Origin of the sequence: Salinisphaera sp., from assembly GCF_002729955.1 — a bacterium.
In the GTDB taxonomy this organism is placed as follows: Bacteria; Pseudomonadota; Gammaproteobacteria; order Nevskiales; family Salinisphaeraceae; genus Salinisphaera.
In genome coordinates, this window is record NZ_PBYA01000027.1 from 66,294 (window position 1) to 80,006 (window position 13,713).

13 protein-coding genes are annotated in these 13,713 nt (G+C 62.6%); 2 read left to right on the forward strand and 11 right to left on the reverse strand.

Translation table 11 applies throughout. The features are described 5' to 3' along the window. Window positions 1-101: 101 nt before the first annotated feature. On the reverse strand, window positions 102-1,178 hold the full coding sequence (locus CMN27_RS06860) for a ring-opening amidohydrolase (RefSeq protein WP_293625045.1): 1,077 nt from the start codon (window positions 1,176-1,178) through the stop codon (window positions 102-104). 268 nt (window positions 1,179-1,446) lie between these two features. Here CMN27_RS06860 and CMN27_RS06865 point away from each other — a divergent pair, with 268 nt between their 5' ends. After that, on the forward strand, window positions 1,447-1,857 hold the full coding sequence (locus CMN27_RS06865) for a gamma-glutamylcyclotransferase (protein WP_293625046.1): 411 nt from the start codon (window positions 1,447-1,449) through the stop codon (window positions 1,855-1,857). A 585-nt stretch (window positions 1,858-2,442) separates the two neighbouring features. Next, window positions 2,443-2,931: a DUF302 domain-containing protein gene (locus tag CMN27_RS06870; protein WP_293625047.1), complete on the forward strand. Its 489-nt coding sequence runs from the start codon at window positions 2,443-2,445 to the stop codon at window positions 2,929-2,931. 12 nt (window positions 2,932-2,943) lie between these two features. On the opposite strand, the gene CMN27_RS06875 is transcribed toward CMN27_RS06870, so the two are convergent. From CMN27_RS06875 to CMN27_RS06920, 10 genes are all read right to left on the reverse strand, one after another. Further along, window positions 2,944-3,453 carry a DUF3280 domain-containing protein gene (locus tag CMN27_RS06875; RefSeq protein WP_293625048.1) on the reverse strand — a complete coding sequence of 170 codons (510 nt, stop codon included), beginning with the start codon at window positions 3,451-3,453 and terminating at the stop codon, window positions 2,944-2,946. Between the two features lie 62 nt (window positions 3,454-3,515). Then, the gene (locus tag CMN27_RS06880; RefSeq protein WP_293625049.1) at window positions 3,516-4,337 is read right to left on the reverse strand and encodes a hypothetical protein; all 822 of its coding nucleotides are present in this window, start codon (window positions 4,335-4,337) and stop codon (window positions 3,516-3,518) included. Next, entirely contained in the window at window positions 4,243-5,154 is a 912-nt protein-coding gene (locus tag CMN27_RS06885; RefSeq protein WP_293625050.1) for a quinoprotein dehydrogenase-associated putative ABC transporter substrate-binding protein, read from the reverse strand. Before CMN27_RS06885 ends, CMN27_RS06880 begins: the two co-directional genes overlap by 95 nt. Beyond that, window positions 5,151-5,951: a quinoprotein dehydrogenase-associated SoxYZ-like carrier gene (locus CMN27_RS06890; RefSeq protein WP_293625051.1), complete on the reverse strand. Its 801-nt coding sequence runs from the start codon at window positions 5,949-5,951 to the stop codon at window positions 5,151-5,153. The genes CMN27_RS06885 and CMN27_RS06890 overlap by 4 nt, the downstream gene beginning before the upstream one ends. Window positions 5,952-6,064: 113 nt before the next feature. Further along, window positions 6,065-7,003: a quinoprotein relay system zinc metallohydrolase 2 gene (locus tag CMN27_RS06895; protein WP_293625052.1), complete on the reverse strand. Its 939-nt coding sequence runs from the start codon at window positions 7,001-7,003 to the stop codon at window positions 6,065-6,067. Between the two features lie 6 nt (window positions 7,004-7,009). After that, a complete protein-coding gene (locus CMN27_RS06900) occupies window positions 7,010-7,606 on the reverse strand; it encodes a cytochrome C (RefSeq protein ID WP_293625053.1) in 597 nt (198 codons plus the stop codon). A gap of 108 nt (window positions 7,607-7,714) precedes the next feature. Next, a complete protein-coding gene (locus CMN27_RS06905) occupies window positions 7,715-9,595 on the reverse strand; it encodes a methanol/ethanol family PQQ-dependent dehydrogenase (RefSeq protein ID WP_366515418.1) in 1,881 nt (626 codons plus the stop codon). A 521-nt stretch (window positions 9,596-10,116) separates the two neighbouring features. Beyond that, window positions 10,117-10,497 (reverse strand): hypothetical protein, encoded by a 381-nt coding sequence (locus CMN27_RS06910; protein ID WP_293625055.1) that lies wholly within the window; start codon window positions 10,495-10,497, stop codon window positions 10,117-10,119. A 176-nt stretch (window positions 10,498-10,673) separates the two neighbouring features. Then, window positions 10,674-11,339, reverse strand: coding sequence for a response regulator transcription factor (locus tag CMN27_RS06915; protein ID WP_293625056.1), 666 nt, complete (start codon window positions 11,337-11,339; stop codon window positions 10,674-10,676). A gap of 160 nt (window positions 11,340-11,499) precedes the next feature. After that, entirely contained in the window at window positions 11,500-13,710 is a 2,211-nt protein-coding gene (locus tag CMN27_RS06920; RefSeq protein WP_366515419.1) for a xanthine dehydrogenase family protein molybdopterin-binding subunit, read from the reverse strand. Window positions 13,711-13,713: the final 3 nt, after the last annotated feature.

Consider the following 13,713-nt stretch of genomic DNA (forward strand, 5'->3'; position numbering starts at 1 on the left):
GCGATTATCTACTGTCTTGCAGCGTGCCTTGCACGCAGACGTCGTCGAACACCTGCGTACAAGAGAAGCCGCACTTCAAGCCGCTACCGCGCTAACCGTCTCTAGCGAGACAGGATCGCCGCAACGACACCGCCCCCGGCCGGCCCCTGGTGCTCGGCGCCGCCGGAGACATAGATCATGGGATCACCAGCGATGGAAGCGATCACGCCGCCGACGACCGCCCGCGCATGCCGGGTATGGTTGATATCGGAGTCGTCGATCATCGTATGTCGGCGCCCACGGACCTGGCCGCTCGGATTGGCTTCGGCCTTGGCGAAGACCTGGACGAGCCGGTGATCGGCGTTTTCGCCGCCGATAGCCAGGCCGACGGCTCGCGCGTCGATGGCGTCGTTCATGACGTCGTGTGCGGCATAGAGATCGCCGGTGGCGGTCGCACTGTTACCGAACACGATCACTTCACAATAATTCAGTTCGCTGCCGGCAGAAGCGGAGGCAACCCGGCTGAAGCGATCCATGGCTTTCAGTACGTGATCATCGGCAAGCGTGTCCGCTTCGATCTCGCCGAGTGCAAGCGCGGCACCGAGCGCGCTCGCGCCCCGGGAATAACCCATGGACTTGTAGGTATCGGTGGTCACCAGCACGCCGCCGGCGGCTTCGGCTTTCGCGATCCGCGCGCTGGTCAGCAGCGGGCACTTGATCTGCACATAGTGAACATCGGAGGAGGCCTCGATACCGGCCTGGCGACGGGCATCGTTGACCGCCGCGGCCACGGCCTCGACCTGGGCCATGCCCCCAAGCGCGGCCGGGGCGATCGTCGGGGTGCGGGCAACGCCTACCGCCAGCGCTTTTGCGCCGTCGGCGGCCGGCGGCGATGCGCTCGGCGTGCGCGTAATCACGGTGATATGCGGGCTCAGCACGCCTTCCGTGCCCCCGGACATCACCATGGCGATCTCGTTGGCCGCCGCACCGATATGCCCGGCGAGCAGTTGGCGCAGGCTTTGCGTGGCATAGCCACGGGTGAAATCGTTTACACAGCCATTGCCTTCGGTCTTGCCGAAGATCGCAACGATCCGCTGCGGGTCGATTTCCGCCTTATCGATCATGCGTTCCAACCCGCGCGTATCAGCGGGGCCGGCGGTCGCGATACGGTGAACCGCGGTGGTATAGGACGCGGACATTCAAACTCCTTGGTAAGCATCTTGCGTGTAGACAAAGCGAGAACCTTGCCAAGATCAAGCGAGCGTCGCGTGCCTGACGATAAAACGGTATCCAGTTGCCGCCTTTGTATCGAATGATTTCGTCTTCACGAAGCGGCGATTTCTGCCTTTTTTCGATCGCCAATCGATCGCTTCGACGATCGACGGGTTCGCGTTCGGCCGACTTGAGTTTCATACCGCCGGCATCTTGTCGCGCGGAAAAGGAAACGGTTTATCCATGGAAAGAGAGATGACGCAGAACGACACGCTTTTTTTTATCTGCGGCTCGGCGCTGTCGGGGCAACCGGATCACCACACGCTTGGTCAGGCGCGCTTTGTGAAGGCCGCCAAGACCGCGCCACACTATCGGCTGCACGATGCGAACGAAGGATGGCATCCGGCGATTCGGCTCGCACAGGCAGATGAGCAGGGCATCGCCATTGCCGGCGAGATTTATGCCCTGAGCGATGCTCAGTTCGACGCGCTGCTTGCCAGCGAGCCGCCCGATCTCGTGCAATCCACTGTCGAGATGGACAGCGGCGAAACGATCACGGCCATGCTATGCCCGCAGGCCACGATCGACGAACATGGGTGGCCCGATATCTCGCAGCACGGGGGCTGGGCAGCGTTCAAGGCCAACGGAGATTCCACAACGCCCTGAGAGGTCGTCTGGCACTCGGTGTACGGCCCGGCTACTGGCTGCGAACGGTGTGGATCGGTGGAGAATGACCGGTTGCTTTCAACAACAGTCGTCTGTGACGACCGCGGCGTAGTACAGCCATCGCCGGCTCGACGGCCCCGGTTCGCCATAACCGGCCTTCGCGCGTAACAGCCAGCGGCCACGCCCTCTGCCAAGCGACGCCGCCGCGTCGACACGTCGCTCCACGCGACGCGGCGTGGGCGCCCTCGGCATTGGGCGCTTGTTGCGTCCGCCCGGGTATGTCTGTGCCCCGGCGTGGGCGCGAATGCCCGCCGGGGCGATACACCGAAAACGCAGCTCTCAGCAGTCGCGCCTGCGCCCGGGATCGCAGGCGCTACCGAGCGGATCGGGTATGTGCTTGTCGACGCGCGTCGGAAAAACTGATTTGCGCGGCTCGTCGACGCCACTTCGTAACTCGAAAAGCGGGGGAGACCGATAGGGCGTGACCTGCGCGCGACGCAAACGGCGTCATCACATGTTCGCCAGGCAGCGCGCCTATACGTCTATCATGAGTAACTAACCCGCGCGCCGTGATAGATTCGCTTGATGCGCGCAATCGTTTTTCCTGCTCGTCTGCTCTTGCTGGTGGCGCTTGGTATCGCGTCTGCCGCCGGCGCGAGCGAGCGTGCACGATACGATCGAACGGCGCCGGCGGATAAGGCGTTTGTGGATGTCGTGCTCGATCTCGAGCAGTCGATCGGCCAGCACAATTTCGCCCTGGTCGGTCGCAACGATATCGGCGACGCCGTACGCCGCCGCGGGCATGCCCAATTCGGCGATGCCACGATCGTGCACTTCTGCAACCTCGAATATGCGCGTCGTGTGATCGAAATCGAACCGAGCCTGATCCTGTATATGCCCTGTCGTATCGCGATCTTCGAAAACAACGAGCGTATCCATGTCGCCACGCTGTTATTGCCAACGACAACCGATTTCGATCGTTTCAATACGTTGGCCACGCAAATCAACACTCAGCTTCGACAGATCATCGACGCTGCTGTCGCCCCCATGGTCGCCCCGGTCGATCCCGGCTGAACCCGGCCACGATCAGCGCTGCTCGTTACGCGCAGCCTGACGGGCGTGATAATTTGCCGGCAGGCTATGGTGGACCAGATAGAGGGCGGCGGCACGCCAGGTGCGATCGGTATTTCCGCGCATATCCACCGAGGCGCCCGCGATCGCCTTGCCGCGCTGTACGTCGTAAAGCGTGGCATTGATATTAATGATCAGGTTGCTGACTTTCTGCACCCAGCCGGTGAGTACCAGCTCGGCGCCCGCGGCCCGGCCGAGATCGATTTCGCAGCCGTTGCACTCGTATAGATAACGATAGCTTTGTCGAGCCTGGGCAATATCCTCAGTGACCGGCGCGGCATCGACGAGGCGGAACTCGTCGCGGTCTGATAAGGCGCGTCGTACGACGCCCTGAGTGCGCTCCAGACGGGCCATATCGGCTTCGAGCGGGCCGTGGTTCATTTCGCCCTGCAGGCTGGAATCGACCATATCGAACGGCAGCATCAGCAGCGTGCGGGGCGAGTCCGCCGTGGGCGGGCCCGCCATGCCGACTCCGCATGCCGCCGCGATCAGCGCCGCCAGGAGTACCTGCACGGCCCGCTTGCAGGTCACGGCGTCTTCGGCGCGTTGCGCTCGGCCGGCAGGAGCGTAATTCGATCGAGCGTTTCGCCACGGCCATCCGCCGTGGGTGTGCTTGCGCGCATCTCCAGTATGCCGCCCGGCACCGCATCGGAGAGAACGAAGCTGTAATGGCGCTTCACCGCCTCCGCCATCTTCTCGCGATGGCCTTGCGCCTCGGCGTAGGGTTCGAGTTCGATCCGCTGCACGGCGACCTCGCTGCCGCCATAGTCGGCGGTGGATTCGGTCACTGACGCCGAATCCTGCAGCGCGAACTTCACCCGTCGTTGAAAGTATCGCCAGCTCCCGCCGGTCTGCTGGGCAAGTGTCGACACGTCGTTTTGCAAAAACATCATGATGACCGGATTGCCGCGGGCGTTGTCGACGTCCGGCATGTAGCGATGACGCTCGCCGCTGAGAAAGTCGATGGCCACATGCTTGCCGGCTTGCGCACCGTCGGTGATGTTGAGCGTGACTCGGTCGTCGTAATCTCGGTCGTTGTCCTTCTCACGGTGGGCAAACGCATACTCGAGAACCGCGGGCGTTTCTACGCCCTGCAGATGGTCGGTCATGAACAACAGCCGGTTCGCCTGCGAGAAGTCGTGCTGTTCGGTGGCATCGCGCTCGGCCTGTGGTGCCGCCGATACGGTCGTGCCAGCCAGCCATAGCAGCGCCATGCATGCGCATCGCAGCGTTTGGCGAAAATGTGCAGGCGCTTTAATCATCGTCGTCTTCCTGAACCTGGCGATCGACTTCGCGCAGCGGCACCCGGGGTACGCCGTAGTCGTCGAGAATGGCGTCGATTGCAGCATGGTTGTCGTCGATCAGCTGCTGCACGGTGTGCAACCATTGGTCGTTGCCATAGCGCACGCCCATCGATACGGGGAAGTCGAACGTCGGCCCGTCTTCGCGGGTGAAGGGCACGACGGCGATATCGGCCGTATCGATCTTTTCGGCGTAGTAGCCGGCGATCGGGCCCCAGACCACGGCGATATCGATATCGCCGTTGACGAGGTCCTTGGCCACCATATCCGCGGGGTCAACGTCGTAACCGCCGGATTGGGCGCGGTAGCTGACGATCTGACCGATCATGCCGTGCTGGATGATCCAGTCGCCGGCCGGCGAGCCGGTGAATACACCGATCCGCAAATCGTCTCTTTGCGCCTGGGGCAGGTCGAGCAGATCGTCGGGACGTTCGATCGTATCCAGGCCGTGGCCCTTGAGATAGGCCAGGGTATAGGTGGAGCGGTAATAGGGTCGGGTGGTCTTGCCGACTTCGAATGCGCTACCCACGCTGATGATCAGATCGCAGGCATAGCGATTCTCGTCGGGCAGCCAGCGTTTGAGCGTGTTGCGGCCGAAACCCATCTGCTCGGGCATCCAGGTGTATTCCACCGGCACGCCCAGTTGTTCACCGAACAGGTTGGCGATACGGTTCTCGAAGCCTTCGCCTGCTTCATTGGAGAACGGCATGTTGCTCGGGTCGGCACAGACCCGCAGCGCTTCGGCGGCGGGGTTTTCGACGGTACGGCTGCGCTGCGCCAATGCCGGTAGGGCCACGCCCAGCGCAAGCAGGGTGGCCAGCGCGGTGCGCCCCAGTCGGTAAGAAAATCGAGTGTGAGTGTTCATCGGATAGTTCCATCGTCGGTCGTCTTTGCCTGGCTCGCGCCGGCGTCGGCCGGCCAGGTCTGGCGAAACTGGTTGCCCTTGTTGTCCTGCACCTCGGCGGTGAGTTCGCCGGCGGCATTCCGGGCCACATCGAACTGCAGGCTGGGGTTGGCGCTCAGCGAAAAGGTCATCGTCGAATCCAGTACCAGCGCATCGCCCTTGCGCAGGGTGATCGCATCGACGAAATGGGCCGGTTCGACCAGGCGTGTGAGCTGATCCATCTGCAGCCCGGTGATATTCGGATGCCGGATCATGAGCTGGCTTCGTGTTTCATCGCCATCGTCGATCCGTACACGGCGAAGGCGCATCTCGCCCATATTCTGGCGGGCCGCATTCAGATCGCGGCCGATTGGCGCCGAGCAGCCGCCGCTGGCTTTCACATAGCGTTTGACCATATAAAGCTGGCCATCGCTGCTCTCGGCAAGCACGCGCATATAGGTATAGGAATTCACCCGGACGCGCAGGGCGATGGTGGCCGAACCCGCCGCCGGGCCGAATTCGAATTGCGCCGACATCGGCACCGGGTTGTTGTCGATTACCAGCCACAGCTTGCGGATCGGCGGTTCGTCGGTCCCCGCTCGGAGGTCGCTGATCGTGATCGGCACCACGGCCGGGTCTTCTGCGCGGTAAGGCGCATCGAGCGTAACCACATCCTGGCCGTCGGCAATCGCACGGTCGCCGAAATACTCGGCGCGCAGACTCTTCCATGCCGCTTCGTCCTGATCGCGGCGTTGCACGTCGGCTGTGGCCGTACTCATAGACAGGATCAGGCATACCGTCGCGAGCCACAGCCTGCCGACCATCGCAGGGGCACAGGTCCATGGCTGGGCCGGGCTGCGTTGTCTCGTCGTGTTGCATTCGGGCTTGAGGGTCATTGCCATTCCAGTTCCGTGTAGGCGGCCGTGACGTTGCGCGCGTGATAGTCGTCAAACAGCAGCCAACGATCACGTTCTGCGCGCGCGACATGCGCGGTCGTATAGGCAAGGCCATAACCCTCATCGATCGCGCTTCGAACCTGGTCGCGAATCGCCTTCAGATAGCGCGTCTGCGGGGCGAGCATCGCGTTCAACTGTTCTCCGACCGGGCCGTGGCCGGGCACCACATGAGCAATATCGGCGGCGTGCTGGGCAAGCGACTCGATTGCGTCAAGCCAGCCGGTCACGCTGGCATCGATTGCCGGCACACGGTCGATGAACAGCAGATCGCCGGTGAACAGGGTCCGGCTGGATTCGTCGACTACGGTGAGATCGTTATCGGTATGCGCATCGGCCCATGCGGTGAGCGCCAGATACCGACCGCCCAGATCGATTCGCATGCGCTCGACGACCGTGTCGCCGGGCATGACGAGCCAGCCGTCGTTGGTTGCCACGCCGAGCGTGCGCTCTGCGCGCTCAAGATAGGTCGTACGCCGTGCGGCGAGGGCTTGCGTGAAACCCGCGGCCGCTACAAAGCGTGCGCCCGTATCGGCAAAGGCGGCGTTGCCGAAAATGTGATCGGGATGCATATGGGTATTGATCACGTAGCAGACCGGCAGCGACGTCCGTACCTCGATCGCGCGCCTCAACGCGCGGCCGACGCTCGGACTGCCGCCGGTATCGATCACGGCGACGCAATCGTCGCCGATCACGAAGCCCAGATTGCCGATATCGCCATGGTTGCGATCGTCGGCCTCGGCCTGCAGGCCCTGATGGACGAATACGCCGTCCGCGATCTGCTCGACCGCGAATGCGGGCATCGTGGGCGCCGCTGCCGCAGCGCTACCCGCCAGCAGGAAAACGGCCAGGCAAGTCGGCAGAAACGATCGCGCCACGGTCGATCAGCTCTTGTCGTCCATCGGCGTGGGGCGGCCGGCCGGCAGTTCGCCATCGGAGCGCGCCTTGAGGAACGCCCAGATGTTCTGCACGTTGTTCATCACGTCTTCGTTATTGGCCCAGGCCGGCATCACGCTGTACTGGCCGGTGGTCGAATCCAGTCGCGTGACGCCGCCGGCCACGGCCGCGGTGAAACGCCCCTGGTTCATGCCCTTGAGGCGTTGCACCAGGCTGGGCGCAAACGTGCTGCCTTCGGCGTTCTGAGCATGGCACTGGGCACAGTGGCTGCCGAACTTCTCGTAGCCGACCATGACGTTCTTGCTGACCTTGCAATCGCTGCCCGTACAGTCGACCTTGTAGAGTTCGCCGTCGTTCGCGGCCTGTTGCGAGGCTTGATCCACGTCGCTCGACCGGTTGCTGCTCTGGTCCGCGGTCTGCGGAGCGTCGTTCTTGCTACTGTCGTCGGAAGGGCTGTATTCGGCGCCCATGTTGCTGTAATCGTTCACGATCGGGCCATCGTCGGCGGCGAGCGCGGATGCGCCCAGCCCGAGACTGGCCAGGGCGACGAGCGATACGGCGATCGTCTGGCGAAAGGGGGTCATAGGAATCTCCTCGATTGCACCTTGAGCCGCGTGGCGGCCAAGAAAAAGCCCGTACCCGTCGAGCGACAAGCACAACGGATACGGGCGGTTAAGGCATACCAATACGCGTTACTTGGACGCGACTTTTTCGCTGGTACGCGCTTTTTCTGCGACGGCGTCGGGCAGGGTGAATACCGTCAGAACACCGCCCAGCTGGGTGAAGTTCTTGAGGTCCTTATAGCCACCCACGGCGCCGAGGCCGGCGTTCGGATCGGTCAGACCCGCCGCCATGCCGATACCGGCCCAGCCGCCGATGCCCGAGAGCACGCCGACATACTGTTTGCCGTCGTATTTCCAGGTGTTGACGTTGCCGATGATGCCGGACGGGGTCTTGAAGCTGTACAGCTCCTCGCCGGTCTTGGCGTCGATAGCCTTGAGATAGCCTTCGAGCGTGCCGTAGAAGACCACGTCGCCGGCGGTCGCCAGGGCGCCGCTCCATACCGAGAAGCGCTCGGGTACCGACCATTTGATTTCGCCGGTGGTGGCATCAAAGGCGATGAAGGTACCCATACGCTTGCCTTCGAACTCCTTGACCGGGTTGACGATATCGTTGGGCCCCGGGTACATGGCAACGGTCGAACCGACGTACGGCTGGCCGGCGGTGTAATCCACCTTCGACGGCTCGTAGTCCATGCAGACATGGTTGGTGGGCACGTAGAACAGGCCGGTCTTCGGCGAATAGGAGGCCGGCTGCTGATCCTTCGAGCCGAGCGCGGCCGGGCAGATATTGGTGACGTTCTGGTTGACCTTGCCGTCGGTGGAGTATTCGGACACCAGCTTCGGCCGGCCTGTTTCCATATCGATTTCGCTGGCCCAGTTAACGGCCGGGTCGTATTTCTTGGCCACCAGAAGCTCGCCGTTGGTACGGTCCTGTGTATAGGCGAAGCCGTTGCGATCGAAATGCACGACGAGCTTGCGCTGCTTGCCGTCGATTTCCTGATCCACGAGGATCTTTTCGTTGACCCCGTCATAGTCCCATTCGTCGTGCGGGGTCATCTGGTAGAGCCATTTCGCCTCGCCGGTATCCGGATCGCGGGCGAAGAGGGTCATGGAATACTTGTTGTCACCCGGGCGCTGCGTCGGATTCCAGGTACCGGGGTTGCCGGTGCCGTAGTAGAGCAGGTCGAGGTCGGGGTCGTAGGTGAACCAGCCCCAGGTGGTGCCACCGCCGATCTTCCACTGATCGCCTTCCCAGCTCTTCAGGCTCGAGTCCTTGCCGACCGGCTTCTGGGTGATCGCATCGATCGTCTTGTTCGGATCGATGAGCATGGTGTCGTCCGGGCCGGTGCTGTAGGCACGCCAGGCGAGCTTGCCGTCGTCGATGTTGTAGGCGGTCAGATAACCGCGAACGCCGAACTCGCCGCCGGAAATACCGGTAATCACCTTGTCCTTGACCACGAGCGGGGCGTTGGTGGCGGTCTGGCCCTTGCTCGGATTGCCGTTCACGCTCTTCCAGACCACCTTCCCGCTGTCGGCATCGAGAGCCACGAGGGTGGTATCCGCCTGCTGAAGGAATATCTTGCCGTCGCCGTAGGCCAGGCCACGGTTGACGGTATCGCAACACATCACCGGAATGACGCGCGGATCCTGGACGGGTTCGTACTTCCACTTGATGGCGTGGGTTTCCAGATCGATCGCGAAGACCTTGTTGGGGAAGGGCGTCGATATGTACATCGTGTCGCCCTTGACCAGCGGCCCGCCTTCATGACCGCGCAGTACGCCGGTCGAGAACGTCCACGCCGGTGCGAGCTGGCCGGCGTTTTCGGTGTTGATCTGATCGAGTTCGCTGTAGCGCTGGCCGTTGTACTGGCCGCTCCACATGATCCAGTTATCGGGGTTCTTCTGCATTTCGACCAGGTCGGTCGATTGCGATTGATTGCTTTGGTTTGTCGAGCCGTTGTTGTTTTTGCCGGCGTTGTCGTTCTGGGCGAAGACAAGGCCGGGCCCCAGCAGCGAGGATACGGCTACCGCAGCCGTTGCCAGGCGTAGAGCCCCCTTGGCGGGTTGTAGTTTCACGACGTTTCTCCTCCGTCACGTATTTTTATGAGGCAGCGGCCACTGTTTTTTATACGGGTCTGGCCGTGCCGAATGGGGCTTTTACGAACGCTGCGTCCGGTCTATCCCCTCACGGTTTCGATAGCACGGCACCGGGATAGCGTCAACGGGGTGCGATCTGGCGCAAATCAACTCTGCAAGGCAATGCTTCCCGATCTTGAAGTACGCGAGTTTTTCCCGGTGTCGGCGAATGCCCGCGCGGCAAGACTTGCGAAACCGGACCGCCCTATCGACACGCGCCATGCGACGTCCACGCACACGTAGGCAGCATTCGCCGAATTGCTCATAGGCCTGCGTTAAGCCGCTTGCGCCCCGCCAGGCCGGCGGCGCGCTGCGATGCAGCATAAATGTCGGAATTACAGGGGGTTGAGTACGACCAAGGTCTATAGCAATCGGCCGCTAAAACGCGCGACGTCTCAGTCGTTCGTGTCTTTTTCCGTTTCGATCATGCATTGCTGGTTGGCCCGGGCCTTGACCGCCGCGAGTTGGCTTCGGCTGTCCCGCGCGATCGAACCCTCCCGCAAGACCTCGGGGCGTTCGCCCGCCGCATTCTGCCCGCGCTGGTAGGTGTCCAGGGTGACGTACTCGTCATAGGGCAGCTCATCGGCAATACGGTCGATGCTGCAGGCGCATTTGTAGAGGGTGTCGTAGTTCTCGCCACCGAGGCGGTTCATGCATTCGTAGACATATTCGACCCGTGCCTGGGTCGGGTAATCATGGGCAGGGGTTTTGTTGGCGAGCGCGGACAGCGGCAGGCACAGCCCGCCCGCCACCAGCAGGGGCAGGGTATATCGCATCGGTCTCCTCCATGTTTATTTCTTGTACAGGCGCCAGATTACATTGCACCGATCGGGTCGAAAGGCGCAAACGTGGCTTGGCCGCCGCATGGAGAAGTACGCGCTTTTAAGCCGCGAACCGTGCTGTCTGGATATGCCGTGGGCGTTGCTCGCCTCGGCCGCGGGCTGAGGCGCGGTTAAACGGCGTCGCTCAAGCGATAGCCCACGCCGCGTACGGTGCGAATCAGCGACTCGCCGCCGACTTCGGCCAGCAACTGGCGCAGCCTGTGCACGTGGCCACGCAGGGCGGCTTCCGACGCCGGTCGGCATTCGGGCCAGACCGCGTTCTCGATCGTTTCGCGCAGCACGATATCGGGGTGTGCCTGCACCAGCAGTTCGAGAATGCGATAGCTCGTCGGGGCAAGCGGTACGGTTTCGCCGGCGCAGTGGGCCACGCCCAGGTCCGGGTCGAGCTGCAGGGCGGCGCTGCCAACCGATTTGAGCCGGCGCCGTTTGTAGTGCACGGCGGATTCGAGACGTGCGTACAGATCGGGCAGCTCGTTGGAGGCCAGTACGCAATTTTCAATATTCTCGATCGGTGCACGCGGCGCGCGGCCGTTGCCGGAGAGAACGATTATCGGCGGGCCCGAGCCGAGGCCGGCACGCAGCCGGGTGCACAGGCCATCGCCGTCGACCCGGGGCGGGTCGGGGTCGAGAATGACTGCGTCGTAGCGATGTGCGTCGCACAGGCGAATGGCCAGGGCGCCGTCGGAGGCGAAATCCGGGTCGTCACCCCGACTGCTCAGGTAATCGCCGATATCGATCGCCCGGCGATCGTCGGATTCGATGATCAATACGTCCATCGTCACGTTAAGCCTTGTTCATAGCCAGCAGCGATGCCCCTGAGACATCGTTCCGGCACAAAGGTTTAACGCGAGAGGCGAATAAAGTTGATGAATCGACGGGGCGCGGGCAGAAACACGAAGGGCGGCCGCAGCCGCCCTTCGCGCAGAGCGCTTCCCGCTATGCGTTCATCAGCTCTTCAAGACGAATCGGCAGCTCGCGGATACGCTTGCCGGTGGCATGGTGCACGGCATTGGCCACCGCTGCTGCCATGCCGGTGATACCGATTTCGCCAATGCCACGGGCACCGAACTCGTTGAAGGCATAGTCCGGATGGTCGAGCAGGATCACGTCAACGGAATCCGGCTGGTCCGCATGGACCGGCACCAGATACTCGGCATAGTTGTTGTTGACCGGCAACCCCGAGCGTTCGTCGTACTCGGTGTTCTCGAACAACGCCATGCCGATACCCATGGCAATGGCCCCTTCGACCTGATTAGCCGAGGTCTTTTCGTTGATGATCTGGCCCACGTCGATGGCGCTCACCACACGGGACACCCGCAGGCGGGAGATACCCGGGTCCCAGCGGACTTCGACGAAATGCGCGCCGAAGGAGCGAAAGGAATATTCGCCCTGGGGGGCGCCCGGCGTATGGGCCTCGCCATCGGCATTGGCCAGTTTGAGCTGACCGAGCACGTCGGTATAAGCGACCGACTTGCCATTGGAGTCGCTGAGCTTGCCGTCGTCGAAGCTCAGATCGTCGGCCTTGGTGCCCGCGAAGGCGCCGCCGTCGCCGGTGGCATAGCTTTTCAGCGCTTCGATGGCGGATCGCGTGGCCTCGGCGATGGCGGGCAGGGTGGTGGCCGTTGCCCAGGAACCGCCGGAAACCGGGCCGCTCGGATAGCTCGAGTCGCCCAGCTCGACCTCGATCTTGTCGAGGGCAATACCGGTGATCGACGACACGGCCTGGGCCACGATGGTATAGGTGCCGGTGCCGATATCCTGGGTTGCACAGGAGGCATACGCCGTGCCGTCGGCACGCAGCGAAACCCGCGCATCGCAGTTCATCTTCAGCGCTTCCCAGTTGCAGGCGGCCATGCCCCAGCCGAGGATTTCCTCGCCGTCGCGCATCGAGCCCACCTCGTGATTGCGCTTTGCCCAGCCGAACTTTTCCGCACCTTTTTCAAAAGCTTCCATCAGGTGGATGCTGGAGAAGGGCAGGTCCATGCTCTGGTCGCGCTCGGTGTAGTTCGCCTTGCGAAATTCGAGCGGATCCATATTCAGCTTTTCCGCCATTTCATCCATGGCCGATTCGAGCGCAAACAGGCCCGGCGCCGCCCCCGGCGCGCGCATGGAGGTCGGCGTGCCGTGGTTGGCGCCGACGGTGGCATGGCTTACCCGCAGGTTTTCGCAGTCGTACAGGCTCTTCGTGCAGCTGCCCGTGGTTTCCACATAGGTATCGACCATCGACGTGGTGTTGATCGAGTCATGGGTCAGGGCAGTGAGCTTGCCGTTGTTGTCGGCGCCAATACGAATCTGCTGCTGCGTGGGCGGGCGATGGCCGGTGGTGGTGAACATCTGCTGGCGCGGAACCACCAGCTGCACCGGCCGGCCCACCTCGCGAGCCACGGCAGCCGCCGCGATCGCATGCGGCCAGATCCAGAGCTTGCTGCCAAAACCGGAGCCGATGAACGGCGAGCGTACCTCGACGCGCTCGGGCGCCAGGCCGAACACCTTGGCCATGACATTGCGCGCGAAGATCACGCCCTGCGAGGCCTCATACAGCACCAGGTCGCCGTTTTCCCAGCTGGCCGTGCTGGCATGCATTTCCATGGGGTTATGAGTTTCCATGGGAGTCACGTAGGTGACGTCGATCCGGTTGGTCGCCGACTCGAACGCGCTGTCCGGGTTGCCTCGGCTGTGGCCGCTGGAGTCGGCTTTCTTGGGCTCGTCGCCGCGCTCCAGTGCCTGGCTGAGGGTGGCGATCGGCTCGGCATCGGCGCTGTAATCGACCTTTACCGCATAGGCGGCCGCGCGCGCGTTGGCGAACGTATCCGCGACCACCAGGGCCACGAACTGGCCCGGGTAATAGACCTTGCCGTCTTCGAAGGGCAGACGGGTTTCGTCGACCTTGTTTTCCTGGGCAAAGCTGCTCGGGGTGCGATACAGGTCGGGAAAATGATCGTGATGGAAGATATCGATCACACCCGGCATCTGCTTGGCCTTCGACAGATCGATGTTGTCGATCGTGCCGCTGGCCACGGTGCTGAATACGCCATAGGCATAGGCCATGTTCGGCAGATGATGATCGGCGGCGTACATCGCTTCGCCGCGCAGTTTCTGCGGACCATCGATACGCGGCTTGGACGCACCGATGATCTTGGCTTGAATCTT

Coding starts and splice junctions, on each gene's coding strand:
- CMN27_RS06880 (WP_293625049.1), bottom strand. CDS start 4,337: ATGCTGCAATCGACGCCATTCTCGACGACTACGGCGTACCCCGGGTGC.
- CMN27_RS06870 (WP_293625047.1), top strand. CDS start 2,443: ATGCGCGCAATCGTTTTTCCTGCTCGTCTGCTCTTGCTGGTGGCGCTT.
- CMN27_RS06900 (WP_293625053.1), bottom strand. CDS start 7,606: ATGACCCCCTTTCGCCAGACGATCGCCGTATCGCTCGTCGCCCTGGCC.
- CMN27_RS06860 (WP_293625045.1), bottom strand. CDS start 1,178: ATGTCCGCGTCCTATACCACCGCGGTTCACCGTATCGCGACCGCCGGC.
- CMN27_RS06890 (WP_293625051.1), bottom strand. CDS start 5,951: ATGAGTACGGCCACAGCCGACGTGCAACGCCGCGATCAGGACGAAGCG.
- CMN27_RS06885 (WP_293625050.1), bottom strand. CDS start 5,154: ATGAACACTCACACTCGATTTTCTTACCGACTGGGGCGCACCGCGCTG.
- CMN27_RS06915 (WP_293625056.1), bottom strand. CDS start 11,339: ATGGACGTATTGATCATCGAATCCGACGATCGCCGGGCGATCGATATC.
- CMN27_RS06910 (WP_293625055.1), bottom strand. CDS start 10,497: ATGCGATATACCCTGCCCCTGCTGGTGGCGGGCGGGCTGTGCCTGCCG.
- CMN27_RS06865 (WP_293625046.1), top strand. CDS start 1,447: ATGACGCAGAACGACACGCTTTTTTTTATCTGCGGCTCGGCGCTGTCG.
- CMN27_RS06875 (WP_293625048.1), bottom strand. CDS start 3,453: ATGGCGGGCCCGCCCACGGCGGACTCGCCCCGCACGCTGCTGATGCTG.